This window comes from Citrobacter braakii, from assembly GCF_002075345.1.
In the GTDB taxonomy this organism is placed as follows: domain Bacteria; phylum Pseudomonadota; class Gammaproteobacteria; order Enterobacterales; family Enterobacteriaceae; genus Citrobacter; species Citrobacter braakii.
The window spans coordinates 623,971-646,751 of sequence record NZ_NAEW01000001.1 but is presented as its reverse complement, the minus strand read 5'-3'; the positions used below and the strand labels follow the sequence as shown (position 1 = coordinate 646,751).

25 protein-coding genes are annotated in these 22,781 nt (G+C 51.0%); 17 read left to right on the top strand and 8 right to left on the bottom strand.

All coding sequences use genetic code 11. The features are described from left to right. Nucleotides 1-58: 58 nt before the first annotated feature. Nucleotides 59-955: an aldo/keto reductase gene (locus BZK42_RS03375; protein ID WP_080858750.1), complete on the bottom strand. Its 897-nt coding sequence runs from the start codon at nt 953-955 to the stop codon at nt 59-61. A gap of 49 nt (nt 956-1,004) precedes the next feature. Beyond that, nucleotides 1,005-1,244, bottom strand: coding sequence for a DUF1289 domain-containing protein (locus BZK42_RS03370; protein WP_016156428.1), 240 nt, complete (start codon nt 1,242-1,244; stop codon nt 1,005-1,007). A gap of 101 nt (nt 1,245-1,345) precedes the next feature. Between BZK42_RS03370 and BZK42_RS03365 the strand changes: the two genes are divergently transcribed. The 4 genes from BZK42_RS03365 to rnt all read left to right on the top strand — a co-directional run bounded on the left by BZK42_RS03365 (nt 1,346) and on the right by rnt (nt 4,344). Next, nucleotides 1,346-1,945 (top strand): TetR/AcrR family transcriptional regulator, encoded by a 600-nt coding sequence (locus BZK42_RS03365; RefSeq protein WP_016152991.1) that lies wholly within the window; start codon nt 1,346-1,348, stop codon nt 1,943-1,945. A gap of 54 nt (nt 1,946-1,999) precedes the next feature. Beyond that, a complete protein-coding gene (gene nemA / locus BZK42_RS03360; protein ID WP_047358437.1) occupies nt 2,000-3,097 on the top strand; it encodes an alkene reductase in 1,098 nt (365 codons plus the stop codon). A gap of 97 nt (nt 3,098-3,194) precedes the next feature. Then, nucleotides 3,195-3,602, top strand: a complete 408-nt coding sequence (gene gloA / locus BZK42_RS03355) for a lactoylglutathione lyase (protein ID WP_003029198.1) — start codon at nt 3,195-3,197, stop codon at nt 3,600-3,602. Between the two features lie 94 nt (nt 3,603-3,696). Then, complete coding sequence (gene rnt, locus BZK42_RS03350; protein WP_016152990.1) at nt 3,697-4,344, top strand: ribonuclease T; 648 nt, start codon at nt 3,697-3,699, stop codon at nt 4,342-4,344. Nucleotides 4,345-4,398: 54 nt separating this feature from the next. On the opposite strand, the gene grxD is transcribed toward rnt, so the two are convergent. Beyond that, nucleotides 4,399-4,746, bottom strand: coding sequence for a monothiol glutaredoxin 4 (grxD, locus tag BZK42_RS03345; protein WP_003832760.1), 348 nt, complete (start codon nt 4,744-4,746; stop codon nt 4,399-4,401). Between the two features lie 333 nt (nt 4,747-5,079). Between grxD and BZK42_RS03340 the strand changes: the two genes are divergently transcribed. Continuing rightward, nucleotides 5,080-5,910: a C40 family peptidase gene (locus BZK42_RS03340; RefSeq protein WP_019076728.1), complete on the top strand. Its 831-nt coding sequence runs from the start codon at nt 5,080-5,082 to the stop codon at nt 5,908-5,910. A 127-nt stretch (nt 5,911-6,037) separates the two neighbouring features. Continuing rightward, nucleotides 6,038-6,619 carry a superoxide dismutase [Fe] gene (gene sodB, locus BZK42_RS03335; protein ID WP_016152988.1) on the top strand — a complete coding sequence of 194 codons (582 nt, stop codon included), beginning with the start codon at nt 6,038-6,040 and terminating at the stop codon, nt 6,617-6,619. A 40-nt stretch (nt 6,620-6,659) separates the two neighbouring features. Here sodB and BZK42_RS03330 read toward each other — a convergent pair whose 3' ends face one another. Together BZK42_RS03330 and cydH are read right to left on the bottom strand one after the other, a co-directional pair. After that, nucleotides 6,660-7,829: an MFS transporter gene (locus BZK42_RS03330; protein WP_016156425.1), complete on the bottom strand. Its 1,170-nt coding sequence runs from the start codon at nt 7,827-7,829 to the stop codon at nt 6,660-6,662. A 176-nt stretch (nt 7,830-8,005) separates the two neighbouring features. Beyond that, nucleotides 8,006-8,095 (bottom strand): cytochrome bd-I accessory subunit CydH, encoded by a 90-nt coding sequence (gene cydH / locus BZK42_RS28180; RefSeq protein WP_003029209.1) that lies wholly within the window; start codon nt 8,093-8,095, stop codon nt 8,006-8,008. A 297-nt stretch (nt 8,096-8,392) separates the two neighbouring features. Between cydH and purR the strand changes: the two genes are divergently transcribed. Continuing rightward, entirely contained in the window at nt 8,393-9,418 is a 1,026-nt protein-coding gene (gene purR / locus BZK42_RS03320; RefSeq protein WP_003832757.1) for an HTH-type transcriptional repressor PurR, read from the top strand. On the opposite strand, the gene punR is transcribed toward purR, so the two are convergent. Beyond that, nucleotides 9,415-10,347: a DNA-binding transcriptional activator PunR gene (punR, locus tag BZK42_RS03315; RefSeq protein ID WP_080858749.1), complete on the bottom strand. Its 933-nt coding sequence runs from the start codon at nt 10,345-10,347 to the stop codon at nt 9,415-9,417. The genes purR and punR overlap by 4 nt on opposite strands. Before the next feature lie 113 nt (nt 10,348-10,460). On the opposite strand from punR, the gene punC reads away from it, so the two are divergent. Both punC and cfa read left to right on the top strand, forming a co-directional pair. After that, nucleotides 10,461-11,666 carry a purine nucleoside transporter PunC gene (gene punC, locus BZK42_RS03310; RefSeq protein WP_016156423.1) on the top strand — a complete coding sequence of 402 codons (1,206 nt, stop codon included), beginning with the start codon at nt 10,461-10,463 and terminating at the stop codon, nt 11,664-11,666. Nucleotides 11,667-11,956: 290 nt separating this feature from the next. Further along, complete coding sequence (cfa, locus tag BZK42_RS03305) at nt 11,957-13,105, top strand: cyclopropane fatty acyl phospholipid synthase (RefSeq protein WP_016152983.1); 1,149 nt, start codon at nt 11,957-11,959, stop codon at nt 13,103-13,105. 41 nt (nt 13,106-13,146) lie between these two features. Here cfa and BZK42_RS03300 read toward each other — a convergent pair whose 3' ends face one another. After that, a complete protein-coding gene (locus tag BZK42_RS03300) occupies nt 13,147-13,794 on the bottom strand; it encodes a riboflavin synthase (RefSeq protein ID WP_047417658.1) in 648 nt (215 codons plus the stop codon). Between the two features lie 217 nt (nt 13,795-14,011). Here BZK42_RS03300 and mdtK point away from each other — a divergent pair, with 217 nt between their 5' ends. Beyond that, complete coding sequence (mdtK, locus tag BZK42_RS03295; protein ID WP_016152981.1) at nt 14,012-15,385, top strand: multidrug efflux MATE transporter MdtK; 1,374 nt, start codon at nt 14,012-14,014, stop codon at nt 15,383-15,385. A 38-nt stretch (nt 15,386-15,423) separates the two neighbouring features. Here mdtK and BZK42_RS03290 read toward each other — a convergent pair whose 3' ends face one another. Beyond that, nucleotides 15,424-16,122 carry an RluA family pseudouridine synthase gene (locus BZK42_RS03290; RefSeq protein WP_016156422.1) on the bottom strand — a complete coding sequence of 233 codons (699 nt, stop codon included), beginning with the start codon at nt 16,120-16,122 and terminating at the stop codon, nt 15,424-15,426. A 133-nt stretch (nt 16,123-16,255) separates the two neighbouring features. Here BZK42_RS03290 and BZK42_RS03285 point away from each other — a divergent pair, with 133 nt between their 5' ends. The 7 genes from BZK42_RS03285 (at nt 16,256) to BZK42_RS03255 (ending at nt 22,777) form a co-directional block, all read left to right on the top strand. Then, the gene (locus tag BZK42_RS03285) at nt 16,256-17,047 is read left to right on the top strand and encodes a PhzF family phenazine biosynthesis protein (RefSeq protein ID WP_080858748.1); all 792 of its coding nucleotides are present in this window, start codon (nt 16,256-16,258) and stop codon (nt 17,045-17,047) included. Between the two features lie 36 nt (nt 17,048-17,083). Continuing rightward, nucleotides 17,084-17,392, top strand: a complete 309-nt coding sequence (locus BZK42_RS03280; protein WP_016152978.1) for a monooxygenase — start codon at nt 17,084-17,086, stop codon at nt 17,390-17,392. A 245-nt stretch (nt 17,393-17,637) separates the two neighbouring features. Continuing rightward, complete coding sequence (locus BZK42_RS03275; protein WP_016152977.1) at nt 17,638-18,033, top strand: RidA family protein; 396 nt, start codon at nt 17,638-17,640, stop codon at nt 18,031-18,033. 27 nt (nt 18,034-18,060) lie between these two features. After that, nucleotides 18,061-19,029, top strand: a complete 969-nt coding sequence (locus BZK42_RS03270; RefSeq protein ID WP_080858747.1) for a threo-3-hydroxy-L-aspartate ammonia-lyase — start codon at nt 18,061-18,063, stop codon at nt 19,027-19,029. 124 nt (nt 19,030-19,153) lie between these two features. Further along, complete coding sequence (locus BZK42_RS03265; protein ID WP_080858746.1) at nt 19,154-19,795, top strand: helix-turn-helix transcriptional regulator; 642 nt, start codon at nt 19,154-19,156, stop codon at nt 19,793-19,795. Nucleotides 19,796-20,336: 541 nt separating this feature from the next. Then, complete coding sequence (locus tag BZK42_RS03260; RefSeq protein WP_016152974.1) at nt 20,337-20,831, top strand: putative pterin-binding protein; 495 nt, start codon at nt 20,337-20,339, stop codon at nt 20,829-20,831. Nucleotides 20,832-20,848: 17 nt separating this feature from the next. After that, on the top strand, nt 20,849-22,777 hold the full coding sequence (locus BZK42_RS03255) for a putative bifunctional diguanylate cyclase/phosphodiesterase (RefSeq protein ID WP_080858745.1): 1,929 nt from the start codon (nt 20,849-20,851) through the stop codon (nt 22,775-22,777). Nucleotides 22,778-22,781 lie beyond the last annotated feature (4 nt).

The following is a 22,781-nucleotide window of genomic DNA, read 5'->3' as shown; positions in this document are numbered from 1 at the left end:
TGATTGATAAGTGTAAACCAGTGACACAAATTTGAACGGAGAAGCGTCAAAAACGCGATTACGGTACGTCGTAACCCAGCGCGGCTTTGCGAATACGGAACCACTGCTGGCGAGACATGTTCAATGACTCAGACTCAACGGCAGCACGTACACGCTCTATCTTCCCTGAGCCAATAATCGGCAGCGGCTGAGACGGCAGACGTAAAATCCAGGCGTACACCACCTGCTCAATGAACTGCGCGTTTAACTCTTCTGCGATTGTGGCAAGTTCATTACGTAATGGCTGGAACGCATCGTCATTAAACAGACGACCACCGCCGAGGCAGGACCAGGCCATCGGACGAATGCGTAGTTGTTGCAGTTGATCTAAAGTACCATCCAGCAGGAGCGGCTGATGTACCGGTGAGATCTCAACCTGGTTAGTCGCCAGCGTGAACGGCAGACGCGATTGCAGCAGTGAGAACTGTGCCGGGGTGAAGTTAGATACGCCAAAGTGACGCACTTTTCCGCTATGGTGCAATTTTTTGAACGCGTCGGCGACGTCGTCCGCATCCATGAGCGGATCGGGACGGTGGATGAGCAGCAAATCAATATGATCGGTCGCCAGTAACTTCAACGATGCTTCCGCAATGGCAATAATATGCGCGCTGTCGGTGATGTAATGACCCAGCGCATTTTCCGTGCGCGCCGTCGTGGCGATCCCGCACTTGGTAACAATCTGCATTTTTTCACGCAGATGCGGGGCCAGCTTCAGTGCCTCACCAAACGCCGCTTCACACTGGTATCCGCCGTAAATATCGGCGTGATCGACGGTGGTAACACCCAGATCCAGATGTTCTTCAATAAAGCTGACTAGCTGGCGCGCGGACATATTCCAGTCCATCAGGCGCCAATACCCCATTACAAAGCGAGAAAATTCCGGACCTTGCGGCGCAATAGTAATACGCTGAACCATAGCAGCTTCCTTATAAGTGAATGTGCATCGAGTATACGCAATTACGCTTTTAAAAGAGTGAAGGTTGTTGCGGTTCTTCCGAAGGGTTGGCTTTGTTTGCTCGTAATTTACGCATCAGGCGCTGACGACAAAGCCGTAGCACTTCCTGCTTTTCAGCATCGCTCATCTTTTGCCAGTTAAAACGCTCATCCCGACTGCGAAAACAGCCGCGGCAAAAACCGCGCTCGTCAGACTGACATATTCCACGGCATGGGCTCTGGACGGGGAAAAACTCCAGCTGTTCGGCCACATCCCCTCCTTTCGTAAGATTGATATACCTATTGAAGACGTTAACTGAATTTCTCGCAAGCGCTATTGCATTAGACCGACTGGTCTATTACACTCCTTTCCATGAACAAAATCACTGAACACGATACACGCGAACATCTGCTGGCGACTGGCGAACTGCTGTGTATGCAGCGCGGTTTCACCGGTATGGGCTTAAGCGAACTACTGAAAACCGCTGAAGTCCCCAAAGGTTCGTTTTATCATTATTTTCGCTCTAAAGAAGCGTTCGGTGTCGCGATGCTGGAACGCCACTATGCGGCCTATCATCAGCGACTGGCTACGCACTTTGATACGGGGGCAGGAAACTATCGCGACCGTATTCTGGCCTACTATCAGGAAACTCTGAACCAGTTTAGCCAGCACGGTATTATCAGCGGTTGTTTAACCGTAAAACTGTCTGCCGAAGTGTGCGATCTGTCAGAAGATATGCGCACGGCGATGGATAAAGGCGCGCGGCACATTATTGCGCTGTTAGCGCAGGCGCTGGAGAAAGGTCAGGCAAATCATTGTCTGTCCTTTGTTGGCGAGCCGTTACAACAGGCGCAGGTATTGTATGCTCTGTGGCTGGGCGCCAACCTGCAGGCCAAGATTTCTCGTAGCGCCACCCCGCTGGAAAATGCGCTGGCGCACGTTAAAACCATCATTACTACGCCTGCCGTTTAACAGGCGTTTTTATTTCTTTTATTACTAGACGACCGGTCTATTCAGGAGTGCCATATGTCATCTGAAAAACTTTTTTCCCCACTGAAAGTGGGTGCTATTACGGCAGCAAACCGCGTATTCATGGCGCCACTGACGCGTCTGCGCAGCATTGAGCCTGGCGACATCCCTACTCCGCTGATGGCCGAGTATTACCGCCAACGCGCCAGCGCGGGTCTTATCATCAGTGAAGCTACACAGATTTCCGCGCAGGCGAAAGGCTATGCGGGGGCACCCGGCTTACACAGCGAAGCGCAAATTGCCGCATGGAAAAAAATCACCGCTGCCGTACATGCGGAGCAAGGTCATATTGCGGTCCAGTTGTGGCATACCGGGCGCATCTCTCACGCCAGTCTGCAGCCCAACGGTCAGGCACCGGTCGCACCTTCCGCGATTAGCGCCGGTACCCGGACCTCGCTGCGTGATGAAAATGGTCTGGCAACACGTGCGGATACCTCCATGCCGCGTGCGCTCGAAACTGAAGAAATTCCCGGCATCGTTAATGACTTCCGTCAGGCGATTGCCAACGCGCGCGAAGCGGGTTTCGACATGGTTGAACTGCACTCCGCTCACGGCTATCTGCTGCACCAGTTCCTGTCGCCAACGTCTAACCAGCGTACCGATCAATACGGCGGCAGCATCGAAAATCGTGCACGTCTGGTGCTGGAAGTTGTCGATGCCGGTATTAAAGAATGGGGTGCCGACCGTATTGGTATTCGCGTCTCTCCGATTGGCTCATTCCAGAACGTTGACAACGGCCCGAACGAAGAAGCCGATGCGCTTTATCTGATTGAACAACTGGGCAAGCGCGGAATCGCTTACCTGCATATGTCTGAGCCGGACTGGGCTGGCGGCGAGCCGTATTCCGATGCGTTTCGCGAAAAAGTTCGTGCACGTTTCCACGGTCCGATCATTGGTGCGGGTGCCTACACACCTGAAAAAGCAGAAGCACTGATCGAGAAAGGCCTGATCGACGCCGTTGCTTTTGGTCGCGCCTATATCGCTAACCCGGATCTGGTTGCGCGTCTGCAGCGTAAAGCGGAGCTGAATCCGCAACGTGCCGAAAGCTTCTACGGCGGCGGCGCGGAAGGTTACACCGATTATCCTACCCTCTAACGTCACAAACTCCGTTCTGCCATTGATAGCGGCGTAACAACGCCGCTATACTAAAACAACATTTTGAATGTATTAGCCATTTTCGAAGGGGAAAAAGATGCGTTTACTTCATACCATGCTGCGCGTGGGTGACCTGCAGCGTTCCATCGAGTTTTATACCAACGTGCTGGGCATGAAGCTGCTGCGTACCAGCGAAAACCCTGAATACAAATACTCCCTGGCCTTTGTCGGCTACGGCCCTGAAACCAGCGAAGCCGTGATCGAACTGACCTATAACTGGGGTGTCGACAAGTATGAGCTGGGCACTGCCTACGGCCATATCGCCCTGAGCGTAGACAACGCAGCCGAAGCCTGTGAACGTATTCGTCAGAATGGCGGTAACGTCACGCGTGAAGCCGGTCCGGTAAAAGGCGGCACCACCGTAATTGCGTTCGTTGAAGATCCAGACGGTTACAAAATTGAACTGATCGAAGAGAAAGACGCCGGGCGCGGCCTGGGCGACTGACCTCCCCACGGGCGCAGATCGTCTGTGCCCGTAGTTTTATACTCATCATTTTGCCATAATACGCGCTGCAATTTTCCCGTATTAAGAGACCCAGATGTCCGATAACGCTCAACTTTCCGGTCTGTGTGACCGTTTTCGTGGTTTTTATCCTGTCGTCATTGATGTCGAAACCGCAGGGTTCAATGCCAAAACCGATGCGCTGCTTGAGATCGCAGCCATCACACTGAAAATGGATGAACAAGGCTGGCTGATGCCGGACACGACGTTACATTTCCACGTAGAGCCATTTGAAGGCGCGAATTTGCAGCCGGAAGCCCTCGCCTTTAACGGAATTGACCCTAACAATCCGCTACGCGGCGCGGTCAGCGAATATGACGCTCTGCATGCCATCTTTAAAATGGTGCGTAAAGGGATTAAAGACAGCGGCTGCAATCGGGCGATCATGGTGGCGCATAACGCTACGTTCGACCACAGTTTTATGATGGCCGCTGCAGAACGCGCCTCGCTCAAACGTAATCCATTTCATCCGTTCGTCACCTTTGATACTGCAGCCTTAAGCGGCCTGTCTCTGGGGCAAACTGTGTTGTCGAAAGCGTGCCTGGCGGCGGGAATGGAATTTGACGGGACTCAGGCGCACTCGGCGCTGTATGACACCGAACGGACGGCCGTGCTGTTTTGCGAAATTGTTAACCGCTGGAAACGTCTCGGCGGCTGGCCTCTTCCCGTGCCTGAAGAGGCATAACGGACCGATAAAAAAAGCGACCATCACGAGGTCGCTTTTTTATTTACGCTGATATTATTCAGCGTCCGGCTCTTCGGTTTTGTATTTCGCCGCTGTTTCTTTAATCAGCTGCTGCAACTCACCGCGCTGGTACATTTCGATCAAAATGTCACAGCCGCCAACCAGCTCGCCATCAACCCACAGCTGCGGGAAGGTTGGCCAGTTTGCGTATTTCGGCAGCTCGGCGCGAATATCCGGGTTCTGCAGAATATCAACATAAGCAAAGCGTTCACCACAGGCGGACAGCGCCTGCACAGCCTGAGCGGAGAAACCGCAGCTTGGCAGTTTAGGGGAACCTTTCATGTACAGGAGAATCGGGTTTTCAGCGATCTGGCGCTGGATTTTTTCGATAGTGGTGCTCATTATCTTGCTTCCTTAAACTTCTTTTACGGCAGTAGTCTGACATTGTAGCGGGTCAGACAAGCAACGGAAAATAACATTTTCATTACGCGTTATTATTTTATCCCCTGACGCCAAAAGTTGCATTCACAATCTCACTTATCCCTTTAAAGCCTGTGGATTTGATTATTCGTTCACCAACGCCAACTTTAATTGCTGATTTTTTTTGCGGTCGGTTACGAAACGTAGTTTTAAACAAAAAAGCTATTAACTTTCCCTCTTTCTATAGATTAGAATCATCAAGTTTTGAAAATCACACGCAGGCATGATAGACCTGCCTTACCAGAGGATTGCTCAGTGGCGCGGATAAACCGAATCTCGATCACGCTCTGTGCTTTACTTTTTACTACACTGCCCTTTACGCCCATGGCTCATGCTTCCAAGCAGGCCAGGACGACACCTACCCATTCCCACACCATCAAAACGGTAGATAAAAAGAAAAGCGCAACAACCAGCCAAAAAACAACAAAGACCAGCAAAAAAACGGCGACAAAAACCACCAGCAAAACCAGCACCAAAACCGCTTCCTCTTCTAAACATCGCACTGCCGCTCCGGCAAAGTCGACTAAAACGGCAAACCGTCGTGGTAAAAACACCGCAGCACAAACCGCTGCCGTTACCTGGACTGAAAAATGCACGCCGCGCAAAGGTCATAAGCCGCGCTGTGTAAAAGTGAAAACCACCGCACCAACGACGCTGGCTGACGCGCATAAAGTGAAAGTGCAGAAAGCCACTAAAACCGCCATGTCCACGCTGATGAACCAAATCGGCAAGCCTTATCGCTGGGGCGGCACCTCACCAAGAACCGGGTTTGACTGCAGCGGTCTGGTCTATTACGCCTATAAAGATCTGGTGAAATTCCGCATTCCACGCACTGCGAACGAAATGTATCATCTGCGCGATGCCGCGCCGATTGAACGTGGCGAACTGAAAAATGGCGACCTGGTATTTTTCCGTACCCAGGGGCGTGGAACTGCCGATCACGTTGGCGTTTATGTTGGCAACGGTAAGTTTATTCAGTCACCGCGCAGCGGCCAGGAAATTCAAATCACCTCTCTGAGTGAAGATTACTGGCAGCGCCACTATGTGGGCGCTCGTCGGGTAATGACGCCAAAAACAATTCGTTAAAAACTTACCCTACAGTACATGCTGTAGGGTAAGTTCTTCTTTTGCATAACCTTTCAATTTGCTACCCTATCCTTACTCACAATGAGGCTATTGTGTGTACTCAATATTAATAATAAGGAGAGAAGCAATGTCGTTTGAATTACCTGCATTACCGTATGCCAAAGATGCTCTGGCACCGCACATTTCTGCCGAAACGCTGGAATATCACTATGGCAAACACCATCAAACTTACGTGACTAATCTGAACAACCTGATTAAAGGCACGGCGTTTGAAGGCAAATCACTGGAAGAGATCGTACGTAGCTCTGAAGGCGGTGTATTCAATAACGCAGCACAGGTATGGAACCACACGTTCTACTGGAACTGCCTGGCACCGAACGCAGGTGGCGAACCTACCGGTAAACTGGCCGAAGCAATTGCCGCCTCCTTTGGCAGCTTTGCGGATTTCAAAGCGCAGTTCACCGATGCCGCTATTAAAAACTTCGGTTCTGGCTGGACCTGGCTGGTAAAAGGAACAGATGGCAAACTGGCTATCGTTTCCACCTCCAATGCAGGTACACCGCTGACCACCGACGCGACGCCGCTGATGACCGTTGACGTATGGGAACACGCCTACTACATCGATTATCGCAATGCCCGTCCTGGCTACCTGGAAAACTTCTGGGCGCTGGTGAACTGGGAATTTGTTGCGAAGAACTTCGCAGCATAAAAAAGATGACGCAGAAGGAGAACCCTTCTGCGTTTTAGCATTAATTCGCGGTAGTGAACGCCTCTTCAGGCTGTTTGCGCGCCGAGATAAAGACCAGCAGCAGCGCAAGTCCTGCCACAATTGCCCCCATCACCGGAACAAAGCTATAGCCCAACCCACCGGAAATCACCGCCCCACCGGCTGCGGCACCCAGAGCATTCCCCAGATTAAACGCGCCAATGTTGACTGACGATGATAATCCAGGCGCTTCGCTGGCAACGCGCATCACGCGCATCTGCAACGGCGGAACGACCGCAAACGTCGCTGCCCCCCAGACCACCATACTAACTGCCGCACCCAGCTCATTACGCGCCAGGAAAGGAATGGCCAGCATAATAACCATCAGCAGCAGTAAAAAGCCTTTTAGCGTACCGTTGACGGAACGGTCAGCCAGTTTGCCACCAAGATAGTTACCGATTGAGAAGCCAACGCCAATCAGCACCAGCATACCGGTCACAAACGCCGGTGTGGCATGGGTGATCGTATGTAACACTGGTGAGATATAGGTATAAAGCGTGAACATCGCCCCGGCTCCCAGCACGGTCGTCAGCAGCGCCGACAGCACCTGCGGACGCAAAAGTACCGCCAGTTCGCTACGGACATCCGGGCGCTCTCCCGCCCCACCTTTGGGTAAAGAGAAGAACAGGCTGACCATGGCGATGACGCCCAGACCCGCCGTTGCCATAAACGACATACGCCAGCCGATGGTTTCACCAAGCCAGGTCGCCGCAGGAACGCCGCCAATATTGGCAATGGTCAACCCCATAAACATGGTTGCCACGGCGCTGGCCTGCTTATGTTTGGGTACTACACTTGCAGCGACAACGGAGCCAAGACCAAAAAATGCCCCATGGTTCAGACTGGTCAAAATACGCGATAACATCAGGGTGGTGTAATCCGGCGAAATAGCCGAAAGCACGTTGCCCAGCGTGAAAATCGCCATCAGGAATATCAACGCATTACGTCGCGCACGATGGGACAGCAGTAATGTCATCAGCGGAGCACCCACCATTACCCCAACCGCATACGCGCTGATTAACATTCCGGCCGCGGGAATCGAGACATCCACACCTTTGGCAATGACGGGCAATAATCCCATTGGCGAAAATTCAGTGGTGCCAATGCCAAACGCGCCGATCGCCAGCGCCAGTAAAGGATAATTGAGTTTCATATTTCGACTCCGTAACGTCGAGCCGGGGCGCGACATAAAATAAGAGTCAAAAGCATGACATTGATCGCAAAATTAATAAAGTTAACAAAATTGCAAAAGACTTTTGCTTATTCGCAAACAATCGACGGGAAAGGCAAGCAGAAAGGATGAGGGAGAGCGAACTCCCTCGGGGGAAATCAATGCAGCGCTGCGGTCAGGCCACCCGCGACGATCAAACCCAGAACAATAATGGTAGTCACTAACGAAAATTTCAGATCGGTGCTCATCAAGTTTTCTCCTTTTTATTCCCACACAAAAAGTGATATTGCGCATTTTTACACACTTGAAAGCAAAAATCTCTCACGATTTATATTGATAACTGCTTTTAACTCTTCCCCTTTTCGTAAAGATCAGACAAAATTCCACGCTTACTTGATTAGCGTACCGGCCATTGACCCCTTCCTGACGTTCCGTGTCGTTTTCCCGGCGTGCCGCAACCCTTACGTTGCGCTAAGGGTGTGTTAAGGCAAACGTTTACCTGGAGTATTCTCAGGAGCTTAGGATATGGTCTGGAGTGAGATGTAATGGCAACAATTAAAGATGTAGCGAAGCGAGCAAACGTTTCCACTACAACCGTATCACACGTAATTAACAAAACGCGCTTTGTCGCGGAAGAAACGCGTAATGCTGTCTGGGCGGCGATCAAAGAGCTGCACTATTCTCCGAGCGCCGTGGCGCGCAGCCTGAAGGTGAATCACACCAAGTCTATTGGCTTGCTGGCCACCAGCAGCGAAGCGGCCTATTTCGCTGAAATTATCGAAGCCGTTGAGAAAAACTGTTTCCAGAAAGGCTATACCCTGATTCTGGGTAACGCATGGAACAGTCTCGAAAAACAGCAGGCTTATCTGTCAATGATGGCGCAAAAGCGCGTTGATGGTCTGCTGGTGATGTGTTCTGAATATCCGGAGTCGCTGCTTTCGATGCTCGAAGAGTACCGCCATATTCCGATGGTCGTCATGGACTGGGGCGAAGCTAAAGCCGACTTTACCGATACGGTCATTGATAACGCCTTCGAAGGCGGTTACATGGCGGGTCGGTATCTGGTAGAACGCGGTCATCGTGAGATTGGCGTGATCCCAGGACCAATGGAGCGTAATACTGGAGCCGGGCGTCTGGCAGGCTTTATGAAAGCGATGGAAGAAGCGCTGATTAAAGTTCCTGAAAACTGGATTGTGCAGGGCGATTTTGAGCCTGAATCGGGCTATCGCGCCATGCAGCAAATTCTGTCACAGTCGCATCGTCCGACTGCCGTCTTCTGCGGTGGCGATATCATGGCGATGGGTGCGCTGTGCGCCGCTGACGAGATGGGACTGCGCGTACCGCAGGATGTTTCGCTCATCGGTTACGACAACGTGCGCAACGCCCGCTTCTTCACGCCGGCTCTGACGACCATTCACCAGCCTAAAGATTCACTGGGGGAAACGGCCTTCAACATGCTGTTAGACCGTATCGTGAATAAACGTGAAGAGTCGCAGTCTATCGAGGTTCATCCGCGCCTGGTAGAACGCCGCTCCGTTGCCGACGGCCCGTTCCGCGATTACCGTCGTTAAGACAGTTGTGCGGGAGCCTCATCGGGCTCCCGCAGCCATTCCTTATTCAGCGTTTCACTATCCCCTAAATAGTCCAGCAGCCAGCTCAATGCCGGCGACGTATCGTTCTGTTGCCATGTCAGGCAGCATGCGGCATCAGGAAATGGATTCTCCAGCTGCAGAGCGACCCATTTGCCGCTATCAATCCACGGTTTGGCAAAATGCGTCGGTACCATGCCCACGCACAAACCTGCCGATAAACAGGTCGCAGAAGATTCCCAGTCAGGCACCACGACGCGCTTTTGGTTATCCAGCAGCCAGGTAATACGCTTAGGAAGCGTACGCGACGTGTCTTCACGCACCAGCGACGGCCAGTTGCGCAACGTGTCGTCGCTTAGCGGTCCGGGCATTGACGCCAACGGATGATGGCTTGCCACCACGCAGCTCCAGCTCAGCATTCCCATGTCGCGGAAGGTATAGCGCCCCCCTACCGGAATCGCTTGCGTGGCGCCGATTGCCAGCTCAACGCGCCCATCGGACAGCGCATCCCAGACACCGTTAAACACCTCCTGGAAAACCAGCAGCTCCACATCATCAAAATGACGATAGAAATCCACGATCATCTGTCGGGTACGATCCGGGCGGACAATATTATCTACCGCGATCGCCAACTGCCCGCGCCAGCCGTTGGCAATTTGCTGACATTGCTGGCGGGTGATCTGCATTTTTTTGATAACAGAGCGGCCTTCTTTGAGAAACCATGCACCGGCAGGCGTCAATTCCACGTCCCGATGGCGTCGCTCAAAAAGCGGCACCGCCAGCCACTCTTCCAGTTGACGCACGGTGTAGCTTACCGCCGAGGGTACGCGGTGCAACTCCTGCGCGGCCGAACTAAAGCTACCGTTACGCGCAACCGCATCCACAACTTCAAGTGAATATTCCGACCACATATTCAGCCTACAAAAAATTTGAAATCAGTAAGCAAATATTAGCGTTTCACAGCAAGAATTACACTCACTACACTCAGCGGCATTGTTCTACTGCTAAAAAAAGAGAAATGATGATGCAACCTGGGAAAGGATTTTTAGTCTGGCTGGCGGGTCTTAGCGTACTCGGCTTTCTGGCAACGGATATGTATCTGCCCGCCTTCGCCGCAATTCAGTCCGATCTGCAGACGCCTGCATCTGCCGTCAGCGCCAGCCTTAGCTTATTCTTAGCGGGTTTTGCCGTCGCACAACTTCTGTGGGGGCCGCTCTCTGACCATTATGGTCGCAAGCCTGTTTTGCTGCTGGGTTTATCCATCTTCGCGCTGGGCAGTTTGGGCATGCTGTGGGTTGAAAATGCCACCGGTCTGCTGGTACTACGCTTTGTTCAGGCCGTTGGCGTTTGTGCGGCATCGGTTATCTGGCAGGCGCTGGTCACCGATTATTATCCTTCACAAAAAGTAAACCGCATCTTTGCCACCATTATGCCATTGGTCGGGTTATCCCCGGCATTAGCGCCGTTATTAGGCAGTTGGATCCTGGTACATTTTTCCTGGCAGGCCATTTTCGCCACCCTGTTTGCCATTACTCTAATCCTGATGCTTCCGGCTCTGCGCTTAAAACCAACAGCTAAAGCACGCGACGACAGCCAGGATAAACTGACTTTCGCTACCCTGTTGCGCTCAAAAGTTTACCGCGGAAACGTGCTGATTTATGCCGCCTGCTCCGCGAGCTTCTTCGCGTGGCTGACAGGTTCCCCGTTCATCCTCAGCGAAATGGGCTACAGTCCGGCGGTGATTGGCCTGAGCTATGTTCCACAAACCATCGCTTTCTTAATTGGTGGTTACGGCTGCCGCGCTGCGCTGCAAAAATGGCAGGGCCGTCAGTTGCTGCCCTGGTTACTCATTCTGTATGCCTTTAGCGTAGTGGCCACCTGGGCAACCGGCTTTATTCACCATGTTGCGCTGGCTGAAATCCTCATCCCATTCTGCGTTATGGCGATTGCCAATGGAGCAATCTACCCAATTGTTGTGGCTCAGGCGTTACGTCCTTTCCCACAAGCTACGGGACGCGCAGCGGCATTGCAGAACACACTGCAACTGGGTTTATGCTTCCTGGCAAGCCTTGTGGTTTCCTGGTTGATCGCCACCCCGCTGCTCACCACCACCAGCGTGATGCTGACAACGGTGCTGCTGGCGGCCGCGGGTTACAAAATGCAGTCGCAGAAGGCTAACGCCCCGCACACAGATGATCGGGCGCAAATTGCCCACGGTGAGTCTCACTAGTAATCACCTTTGATAATTGATTAGCCTGCTAATATTTATTGGTTGAATCGTCAAAAATTCAGGCCTATACTGATTTCCGGTTGTTAAAAAAACGATAATTGTTATGTGTTAACGGGGACAAGAACGTTCCCGTTTTCCCATGGATGGTCTTTTCGGCAAGGGTTCCTCCCTTCCTCTGTTCTACGTCGGATTATAGATTCGCGGATTAATTCCGTGAGAGTTCTCACAAAGCCCAAAAAAGCGTCTACGCTATTTTAAGGTTCTGATCACCGACCAGTGATGGAGAAGCTATGAGTTCATCGTGTATAGAAGACGTCAGCGTACCGGATGATGACTGGTACCGCATCACCAATGAATTATTGAGCCGTGCAGGTATTACCATTAATGGTCCGGCACCGGCAGATATTCGCGTAACGAACCCCGATTTTTTCAAACGCGTATTGCAGGAAGGATCGTTAGGGTTGGGCGAAAGTTATATGGATGGCTGGTGGGAATGCGACCGGCTGGACATGTTTTTTTGTAAAGTCCTGCGCGCCGGTCTTGAAAACCAACTCCCCCGCCACTTTAAAGACACGCTACGTATCGCCACGGCTCGCCTGTTCAATTTACAGACCAAAAAACGTGCGTGGGTCGTCGGCAAAGAACACTACGATTTGGGCAACGATCTCTTTACCCGCATGCTGGACCCTTATATGCAGTATTCCTGCGCCTACTGGAAAGATGCCGATACCCTGGAATCTGCCCAACAGGCGAAGCTAAAAATGATTGCCGAAAAACTGCAGTTGAAGCCAGGCATGCGGGTGCTCGATATTGGCTGCGGCTGGGGCGGCTTATCCCAGTTTATGGCGTCACAATATGGCGTTAGCGTGGTGGGCGTGACCGTTTCGGCAGAACAGCAGAAAATGGCGCAGGCGCGTTGTGCGGGGCTGGATGTCACAATTTTGCTGCAGGATTATCGCGACCTGAACGACAAATTTGATCGCATTGTCTCCGTCGGCATGTTTGAGCATGTGGGGCCGAAGAACTACGCGACTTATTTTGAAGTGGTTGATCGTAATTTAAAACCCGACGGCCTCTTTTTGCTGCATAGCATCGGCTCTAAAAAGACCGACAATAACGTTGATCCGTGGATCAATAAATATATCTTCCCGAACGGCTGTTTACCGTCAGTTCGCCAGATTGCCAACGCCAGCGAGCCGCATTTTGTGATGGAAGACTGGCATAATTTTGGCGCGGATTACGATACAACGTTGATGGCATGGCACGAGCGTTTCATGAGATCCTGGCCTGAAATCGCCGATAACTATACCGAACGCTTTAAACGGATGTTCAGCTATTACCTGAACGCCTGCGCCGGTGCGTTTCGTGCTCGCGACATTCAGCTGTGGCAGGTGGTTTTTTCCCGCGGCGTTGAACACGGCCTGCGCGTTCCCCGCTAATCGTTATCACCCCCGTGCCAACGGGGGTTTTACACTCTGGCTTAGGCTCCCGCCTCACCCGTTACGTTACTGATGGCGTTTTCACGCGCCGCCAGTACGCGCTCAACGGTATCAACCACCGCCTGGGTTTGAGGATCGATTTCGATATTGACCCGCGCGCCTAACTTTTTCTTACCCAGCGTCGTACGTTCCAGCGTTTCCGGGATCAAATGCACACAGAAACGCGTCGGTGTCACCTCGCCGACCGTCAGACTGATGCCATCAATTCCGATAAATCCTTTGTACAAGATGTATTTCATCAGCGACGGGTCCTGAACTTTAAACCACACCTGGCGGTTGTTCTCCGAGGTCAGAATTTTCGACACTTCGGCGGTCGTCATAATATGGCCCGACATTAAATGTCCGCCAATTTCATCACTGAATTTTGCCGCACGCTCAACGTTGACCAAATCCCCAACCTTCAGGTCACCCAGATTGGTGATACGCAGCGTTTCTTTCATCAGATCAAAGCTTATCTGGTTACCGTTGATTTCGGTTACCGTCAGGCAGCACCCATTGTGGGCAACCGATGCGCCGGTCTCCAGCGCATCCAACATATATTCAGGTAACTCCACAACATGCGTACGAAAATTTGGTTTTTCATCAATGGACACCAATTTCGCGGTGCCCTGCACAATACCCGTAAACATACTTCTAACTCCTGAACTGAATTAAGACATCTCTGCACAGCACAATAGCAGGTGGAAATTCAGGTTGCCAGCGATGCGCCGCTACTGCCTGTTTTTTCACTGGAGAATTACGTATTCCTCGCTACAATAGACTGAAATTTCCCCTGCTTTTTCTCCTTGCTGCCATATAAGGCGGCTTTTTTAGTCTCTCAAATAACAACAATATAGTGGTGTACACGTGCAAAAGTATGTAAGTGAAGCGCGTCAGTTATTAGCTCTGGCAATTCCGGTGATTCTTGCGCAAATCGCTCAAACCGCAATGGGATTCGTTGATACCGTCATGGCGGGCGGATACAGCGCCACGGACATGGCGGCCGTCGCCATTGGCACATCTATCTGGTTGCCGGCCATTCTGTTTGGTCACGGACTGCTGCTGGCCTTGACGCCAGTGATTGCGCAACTCAATGGTTCCGGGCGCCGCGATCGCATTGCCCATCAAATACGCCAGGGTTTCTGGCTGGCGGGCAGCGTCTCCATTCTGATTATGATCGTGCTCTGGAACGCGGGATACATTATTCGCTCCATGCATAACATCGACCCGGCGCTGGCAGATAAAGCCGTCGGCTACCTGCGCGCGTTGCTGTGGGGCGCGCCGGGGTATTTGTTCTTCCAGGTAGCCCGTAACCAGTGTGAAGGTCTGGCCAAAACCAAACCGGCGATGGTGATGGGATTTCTCGGCCTGCTGGTGAACATTCCTGTTAACTATGTTTTCATTTATGGGCATTTTGGCATGCCGGAGCTAGGCGGCGTGGGCTGCGGCGTGGCAACAGCGGCGGTTTACTGGGTGATGTTTATCGCCATGCTGTCATACGTTAAACGCGCACGCTCGATGCGTGATATCCGTAATGAGCGTGGTTTCCAGAAACCGGACACCGCCGTAATGAAGCGCCTGGTACAGCTGGGTTTACCTATCGCGCTGGCGTTATTTTTCGAAGTGACGCTGTTTGCTGTGGTGGCGCTGCTGGTTTCCCCGCTGGGGATTGTCGACGTGGCCGGACACCAGATCGCGCTCAACTTCAGCTCGTTAATGTTCGTCCTGCCGATGTCTCTGGCTGCAGCCGTCACCATTCGAGTCGGTTATCGTCTGGGCCAGGGTTCCACGCTGGATGCGCAAACCGCAGCCAGAACAGGTCTGGGCGTCGGCGTCTGCATGGCGGTTGTGACGGCGATTTTCACCGTAACATTCCGTGAGCACATTGCCCTGCTCTACAACAATAACCCGGAAGTTGTCGCTCTGGCAGCGCAGCTCATGTTACTGGCCGCGGTGTATCAAATATCGGACTCTATCCAGGTTATTGGCAGCGGTATCCTACGTGGTTATAAAGATACGCGTTCCATTTTCTTTATTACCTTTACGGCATACTGGGTACTGGGTCTGCCGAGCGGTTATATTCTGGCGCTGACCGATCTGGTGGTTGACCGGATGGGACCGGCAGGATTCTGGATGGGCTTTATTATCGGCCTGACCTCTGCGGCAGTGTTGATGATGCTGCGGATGCGTTTTCTGCAGCGCCAGCCGTCAGCGGTTATTTTACAACGCGCCGCACGATAATCCCCAAATAGCCGCCATCTGGCGGCTTTTTTATATCCTCAAAACGGGCTGGCGTTTTGGGCCGTCATCCATTCCTGACTGACCGGATGCCTGAAATGCAGTTCACTGGCATGCAGCATCAGTCTCGACGTCCGTTCGGTGCCTGGCAGCAGACGCCCACCATATAAATCGCACCCCAAAATGGGATGCCCCAACTGCTGACAGTGGATCCGCAACTGGTGGGTACGCCCGGTTTCAGGCGTCAGCCGTACCCGCGTCAAAGCGAGTAACGTCCCATCTTGCTGGCGATGATGAAAACGCTCAATAACCTGATAGCGCGAGCGCGCGGGTTTACCGTTAATGGCGCAAATCGACATCAGTGGAAACAGCGCCGGGTCTTTGGCAATCGCTGCGTCTATAACGCCTTCATCGTTTTTCAGATGCCCGCATAACAACGCACTATACACCTTGCTTACCGCGCGCTGACTGAACTGCTGGCAAAGCGCGGCGTTGATAGCCTTGTTACGGGCAATCACCATCAGCCCTGACGTCCCAAAATCAAGCCGATGTACCAGCGTACAGCCGGGGTAAATCTGTACCAGCCGGTGATGTACCGAATCGAGATTCTGCGGATTTTTCCCCGACAAACTAAGCAGTCCGGTGGGTTTATTGATAAGCACCAGATGCTCGTCCTGATAGAGGATCGCTATCTCCTCATGACAAGGCGGGGCAATAAAGGTATCAAGGATCGTAGACATGAGCGGCCAGGATGAAGTGTGGAAACGGATGATAGCGAATTTTTACCACGCAGGCGAATCAGGGCGCTTAACCAATGACAATCATTGCATGATAGAGTGTGGGATATCCTGAGTGCGATGAGAGGGTTACACCGTGCAACAAATCGATTTCTACATGGTAGATGCCTTTACCACTACGACGTTTGGCGGTAATGCCGCAGCAGTATGCCCGCTCGATGACTGGTTGCCCGATGAAATATTATTAAAAATGTCGCAGCAGCATAACCAGTCGGAAACCGCTTTTTTTGTCGCTAGTGAGAATGGCTTCGAGCTGCGTTGGTTTACCACGCAAGGCGAAATTAATCTGTGTGGGCATGCCACGCTTGCCGCCGCACATGTCATCTTTGAACATCTGGATTACCCGGAAGCGACCATTCATTTTGCCACCCGTTTTGTGGGGCCACTGACGGTCACGCGCAGCGGTGATTGGCTGACGCTTGATTTTCCTGCCTGGCAAAGCGAACCTGCCGAACCGCCCGCCTTACTGCTGGAAACATTGGGCATCACCGAATATAAAGAAGTGCGCGTCGCGCGCGATTACATGGTCGTGATGGAGAATCAACAGCAGGTTGAGGCTGTGCGCCCGAATATCCACGCCATGATTCCCCTCGGGAAAATGGTATGTATCACCGCGCCGGGTGACGGGGAATACGATTTCGTCAGCCGTTTCTTCTGCCCGGGTGAAGCGGTCGCGGAAGACCCGGTCACCGGTTCGACGCATAGCATGCTGATTCCTTACTGGGCTGCAAAACTGAATAAAACGCAGATGCTGGCGCGCCAGGTCTCTGAACGCGGCGGCGATTTACGCTGCCAGCTGACAGGAACGCGTGTTTATATTGGTGGACAAGCAGTAACTTATCTGACGGGTAAAGTGCTGTTACGCTAGCAGCCTTACCCGAATTAACCAATCCATGGAGGATTTATGGCAAACAAACTCGTGCAGATACACTTTGATTTTCCTGGTCCGTTTGGCGCTGAGATGTCACATCAACTTGTTGAACTGGCCGAATCCATCAACCAGGAGCCGGGTTTCATCTGGAAAATCTGGACCGAGAACGCAGCAAACCACGAAGCGGGTGGCATCTACCTGTTTCAGGATGAAGACAGCGCTCTGGCCTATATCAAAAAACACACGGCCCGCCTGAAGCACCTGGGTGTGGAAGACGTGACGTGCAAAATCTTCGATATCAATGAACCGTTAAGTAAGATTAACCACGGCCATATCGGCTAATTTTTGGCTTTAACGCCCCGCCCCGGGGCGCTTCTTCACTCCCCTGCTTTACCCTCATCAAAAGCGTTCCCCCTCTTTCACCGCGCCAGGATAGCTATATAACGTGGGTCACGTTTGCCATAGTTCACAAAATCATCACCTGTGAAAACTATCACTAGCCGAACGCGGTATGAAAGCGTATAAAATAATACAAACAGTATTATTTTATACAAAATGGATTATCAATAACTACAGGAGATTCACTTATGTCCGTGGACATTACATTGAACTCATCTGCAGGAGGTTTTCCGCCTGCAGGTCATTACTCACACAGTACAACGGCTGGCGGATTCGTCTTCATTTCTGGTCAGTTGCCGGTCACAAGTGATGGCGAAAAAAAAACGGATGCCTCTTTTGAAGAGCAGACGCGGCTGGTACTGCAGAATATTGATGCCTGCCTGGCTGGCGCTGGGATTTCTCGACAGCACCTGGTGTCAGTACGCGTCTATGTGACAGATATCAACCAATGGCCAACGTTTAACAAAATCTATGGGGAGTGGATCGGTGATTTCCGGCCCTCCCGCGCGGTAGCGGGCGTTGCAGAACTTCATTATGGTTTCGCGCTGGAAGTTGAAGCTATAGCCCTGGCCCCACAAGCATGACGTTTAACGACATACAGGTGAACAACAATGACTGAAATGACACTGCCTGATTATAACGATGTTGCCGCCGCGGCAGAGCGCATCGCCGACTATGCCAACAAAACGCCGGTGATGACCTCCCGAACGGTTAATGACGAATTTGGTGCTGAAGTTTTCTTCAAGTGCGAAAACTTCCAGAGAATGGGCGCGTTTAAATTTCGCGGAGCCATGAATGCGTTACGCCAGTTCACGCCAGAACAACGCGCTGCGGGCGTCGTCACCTTTTCGTCCGGCAACCATGCGCAGGCCATTGCCCTGTCGGCAAAATTGTTGGGGATCCCGGCGACGATTATCATGCCGCATGATGCCCCGGCGGCTAAAGTTGCAGCCACAAAAGGCTATGGTGGAAATGTGGTGATTTACGATCGCTATACTGAAGATCGTGAAAAAATCGGGCGGGAGCTGGCAGAGAAACAAGGATTGACGCTGATCCCGCCATACGACCATCCGCACGTGATTGCGGGCCAGGGTACCGCCACAAAAGAGCTGATTGAAGAAGTGGGTCAGCTAGACGTTCTTTTCGTGTGTCTGGGCGGTGGCGGCCTGCTTTCGGGCTCCTCACTGGCAGCCAAACATCTGTCACCTGACTGCATCATCTATGGTGTCGAGCCGGAGGCAGGAAACGATGGTCAACAATCGTTTCGCAGCGGAAAGATTGTTCATATCGATACGCCGAAAACCATTGCTGACGGTGCTCAGACCCAACATCTCGGGAATATTACGTTTCCGATTATCCAGCGAAATGTGCACGATATTCTGACTGTCTCAGACGATGAATTAGTCGCCTCGATGAAATTTATCGCTGAGCGAATGAAAATTGTCGTGGAGCCGACTGGCTGTCTGGGTTTTGCCGCCGCCAGAGCGCGCAAAGCTGAACTTCGCGGCAAGAAAATCGGCATTATCATCAGCGGCGGGAACGTGGATATCAGCCGCTACAGTGAATTCCTTGCCGGGTAATCAAGAAGGTATCTGCCATGCGGATACCTTATTACCGTCTGAACACTCGCGTCTGGAAAAGCGAACCCTGCTCACTGTAAACTGCCCGCAATCATGGCAACAGGCATCACCGCAGGAGACTGGCATGCCAAAAACCGATAACAACTCACTTCTCAGCCAAATTGACACTATCGCCAGGGGCTTGAGCGAGACCTTCTCTCCGTTTTGCGAAGTGGTGGTTCATGATCTCAAAAATCCTGAACATGCCATTTTATCCATCCATAATAACCTGTCCGGGCGAGAACCCGGCCAACCGGCAACAGAACTGGGTCTGGCGCGAATCGCATCGCCTGAATTTCCCAGCATTATAGCCAACTACAGCAACCAGTTTGCCGATGGCCGCCCGGTGAAAAGTACCTCCATCGGCATCAAGGATGACGAAGGCAAATACGTAGCAGCACTCTGTCTGAACGTGGATATGACGCTGTTTCGTGGCATGCAGAGTGCCCTTGCGCGTTTTACTGAAACCGCTGACTCTCCCATAAAGGAACATATCGATCCCGGCAGTAACGAAGTCATCCGCCAGCGTATCGATGACTTTGCCGCTAAATGCGCAACGACGGCCCGCGCCCTGAAACCTGAAGACCGTAAACGACTGATTCAACAATTACGCAAAGACGGTTTGCTGAACGTACGAAAATCTATGGACACAGTGGCGCAGCATCTGGGCGTCTCCAGAGCAACCGCGTATCTGTATGCCCGCCAGTCGGCTCAGGCTGTCGAATAAACCCGGTTATGCGGCGTTCAGCAAGGTATATCCGCCTGGCTCATGCAGCAAGCCAGCGCGGCATATTCCCCCAATCGCGGTGCATCCAGCCATTGATAAGTTCATTAAGTTGCTGACGATCCTGTAGGTGGTTTTGCGTATTTTGAATTCCTGATAATTGACTATTTTTGAACGTCTGCTACGCCTGTGTAATCTAATCCCGGGAATAGGCAAAAGTTCGATTTATTCAACAAGGTTACCCGCCGATAAAACAACGATTCCCTGTCGCTGCACAAAAAAATAAACCTTTATGATCGTGTGATTTTTTAACAACCACAGAGTGATTGTTTTTTGTACAGACACAACAAAAATCACCGTCCGTTAATAACAGACTTCGCCTGATTTAATAAATATTCATAACCATTAAGCATGGCAACCCATTGATTTAAATGAATTAAAATACAAATAAATTCACATCATCAATAATAGACAGGCGGAATATATAAATAGCGTGATATCTAAATTATAATTCTTTTACATCCGGCTGATTGGTGAGGTTAGAATGCGGTTAATAGTCATGTTGGTAAGCGTTGTGCTCTCCACCCAGCTTTGGGCGGGTGAACTTTCCAGGCCCACCGGTAAAGTTCTTTTAACGTTATCCGGTAATATTGAAAATACAAATGAAGACGGGAAAGCGGTTTTTGATACCGCCAGCCTTGAGAAGCTGGGCATGGTAAGTTTTCAGACCACCTCCCCCTGGTATAATGGACGTACGACCTTTACGGGTATTCCACTACAAAAACTCATGGATTATGTTGGAGCGAGCGGCTCCGTTGTAAAGGTTACTGCGCTTAATGACTACACCACCGTTATCCCTCTCAGTGATTTCAAAAAATACAATGCCATCCTTGCTTTAAAAATCAACGGAAAATATATGCGCATCCGTGATAAGGGCCCATTATTCATTGTGTACCCCTATGACAGCATGCCGGAACTAAATAATCAGATTTATTATTCAAGGTCTGCATGGCAGGTCAGTAGTATGGATATTGAGTAAGCGTTCAGAGGAACATCATGAACAGAATACTGGCTGGCATCATCTTTTTTCTTTTTATATCGACCGGATATATCTCTTTCCTTGTGCATGAAAGGCAACAAGAGCTACAGAAACTGACTCACTACACCGATTCCTGGTCTGCCGCTCAGTTGGTATCTCAATATTACCGATTTGAATCGTTGCTTGGTCTTTACACTATCGATGATACGATGAATCTTGATGATGTACGCATGCGTCTCGACATTATGCTCAGCCAGAGTGATTTGATAAAAGAAGGTGATTTGGGGCGCTACATAGAAAGCAACATTGCCCACCGTGAGCTAGCGGTAACACTTGAAAATACCCTTAGTTATCTGGATGATAATCTCGAGAAAATGAACCGTCCAGCACTCCAGGCGTATCTGAAAAAAATGCATACCCTGGATGCACAACTTGGCCGTCTTTCATCCGGCGCATTAAACAAAGATGTTAACTCGATTAATAACGCCAACCAAAAAATTCAAACGCTGTACTATATTTACTCAACGACATCTGTACTGCTAATAATACTGAGTGCGATTCTGGGCGTGCTCATTTTTTATCAAAACAGAAATATTCTGCGGGCGCACCTTCAGGTCAAGAGTCTTGCCGAAGAACTGCAAAAATCGAAGGAAAAGCTACAAATTCAGAATGCCAAGCTGGAATATGACGTCTACCATGACTCGCTCACCGAGATGAATAACCGCCAGCTATTCTGGAGCGATTTAAATAAAACAATCGAAATGGCAGAGAAAAATAACGATGCTGTGACGGTGATGTTGTTTGATTTAGATCGATTCAAAGAGGTCAATGATACGTATGGTCATGATGCCGGTGATATGTTACTGCGCCAGATATCGGATCGTCTGATTTCGACAAGCCTTACGTCGGATACGTTGTATCGCTTAGGCGGGGATGAGTTTGCGTTTCTCTCAAGTGGTCTGACAGAAAGTCGGGCCGTTTCGCGAGCCCAGAAAATATGTGAGTTTATCAGCCAGCCCTACACCATTTACAACACAATTATCAACATAACCACCTGTGTTGGCATTGTTATCTCAGAAAATGAGCGTCGCTCTGACTATCTTTATAAATTTGCCGATCTGGCCCTTTATGAAGCCAAAAATGAAGGCTCTGGCAAAATAAAAGTCTTCCGGCAACGAATGTTAGAAAAACTGCAGGAAAGCAGAACGCTTGAGCATGATATGGCATTAGCAATAGTGAACAAAGAGTTCGTGGTGTATTACCAGCCTATTGTCGATTCTTTCAGTCAGAAAATATACAGCTATGAGGCGTTAATTCGTTGGGGCCATCCTCTCAAGGGCCTACTGTCGCCGGATAGCTTTATTCCTGTTGCTGAAAAAACAGGGATGATTAATGAGATGGGGAAAGCGGTGCTCGAAATTGCCTGCAGGGAAGCCGCGGGTTGGGCGGTTCCGGCTAAAATTTCAGTCAATGTCTCCCCTGTCCAGCTAAGCAGCAAGGCCTTTGCAGGAATCGTGTTAACCATTTTGAAAGAAACTGGACTTCCACCTGACCGCCTCGAACTGGAAGTGACTGAATCCTCTCTCTTTACCGAGAGTGCTACGCCGATAAATACGCTTAATAAGCTCCGGGCCCTGGGGGTAAAAATCTCCATCGATGATTTTGGTACCGGATACTCTTCTCTTTCGCGCCTCAGCAGACTGGCCTTCGATAAAATCAAAATAGACAAGTCCTTTGTGCATTCGATATCTACGCAGGAAGACGCCCTGACTATCATCAAACTGATCACGGGCATGGCGAAATCTCTCAATATGAAAGCTGTTGCAGAAGGTGTTGAAACGCAGGAGCAACTGACAAGACTTCAGGCTCTGGGCTGCGATTTCGCGCAAGGATATCTGTTTGGCAAACCTCAGCCTTGTATCGATGAAGAAATTAGAAACGGTTAAATCG

Coding starts and splice junctions, on each gene's coding strand:
- BZK42_RS03375 (WP_080858750.1), bottom strand. CDS start 955: ATGGTTCAGCGTATTACTATTGCGCCGCAAGGTCCGGAATTTTCTCGC.
- BZK42_RS03255 (WP_080858745.1), top strand. CDS start 20,849: ATGAACAGAATACTGGCTGGCATCATCTTTTTTCTTTTTATATCGACC.
- BZK42_RS03270 (WP_080858747.1), top strand. CDS start 18,061: ATGACTGAAATGACACTGCCTGATTATAACGATGTTGCCGCCGCGGCA.
- BZK42_RS03330 (WP_016156425.1), bottom strand. CDS start 7,829: ATGAAACTCAATTATCCTTTACTGGCGCTGGCGATCGGCGCGTTTGGC.
- purR (WP_003832757.1), top strand. CDS start 8,393: ATGGCAACAATTAAAGATGTAGCGAAGCGAGCAAACGTTTCCACTACA.
- sodB (WP_016152988.1), top strand. CDS start 6,038: ATGTCGTTTGAATTACCTGCATTACCGTATGCCAAAGATGCTCTGGCA.
- cydH (WP_003029209.1), bottom strand. CDS start 8,095: ATGAGCACCGATCTGAAATTTTCGTTAGTGACTACCATTATTGTTCTG.
- cfa (WP_016152983.1), top strand. CDS start 11,957: ATGAGTTCATCGTGTATAGAAGACGTCAGCGTACCGGATGATGACTGG.
- BZK42_RS03300 (WP_047417658.1), bottom strand. CDS start 13,794: ATGTTTACGGGTATTGTGCAGGGCACCGCGAAATTGGTGTCCATTGAT.
- rnt (WP_016152990.1), top strand. CDS start 3,697: ATGTCCGATAACGCTCAACTTTCCGGTCTGTGTGACCGTTTTCGTGGT.
- BZK42_RS03265 (WP_080858746.1), top strand. CDS start 19,154: ATGCCAAAAACCGATAACAACTCACTTCTCAGCCAAATTGACACTATC.
- BZK42_RS03260 (WP_016152974.1), top strand. CDS start 20,337: ATGCGGTTAATAGTCATGTTGGTAAGCGTTGTGCTCTCCACCCAGCTT.
- BZK42_RS03365 (WP_016152991.1), top strand. CDS start 1,346: ATGAACAAAATCACTGAACACGATACACGCGAACATCTGCTGGCGACT.
- punC (WP_016156423.1), top strand. CDS start 10,461: ATGCAACCTGGGAAAGGATTTTTAGTCTGGCTGGCGGGTCTTAGCGTA.
- BZK42_RS03290 (WP_016156422.1), bottom strand. CDS start 16,122: ATGTCTACGATCCTTGATACCTTTATTGCCCCGCCTTGTCATGAGGAG.
- BZK42_RS03280 (WP_016152978.1), top strand. CDS start 17,084: ATGGCAAACAAACTCGTGCAGATACACTTTGATTTTCCTGGTCCGTTT.
- nemA (WP_047358437.1), top strand. CDS start 2,000: ATGTCATCTGAAAAACTTTTTTCCCCACTGAAAGTGGGTGCTATTACG.
- BZK42_RS03275 (WP_016152977.1), top strand. CDS start 17,638: ATGTCCGTGGACATTACATTGAACTCATCTGCAGGAGGTTTTCCGCCT.
- punR (WP_080858749.1), bottom strand. CDS start 10,347: ATGTGGTCGGAATATTCACTTGAAGTTGTGGATGCGGTTGCGCGTAAC.
- grxD (WP_003832760.1), bottom strand. CDS start 4,746: ATGAGCACCACTATCGAAAAAATCCAGCGCCAGATCGCTGAAAACCCG.
- gloA (WP_003029198.1), top strand. CDS start 3,195: ATGCGTTTACTTCATACCATGCTGCGCGTGGGTGACCTGCAGCGTTCC.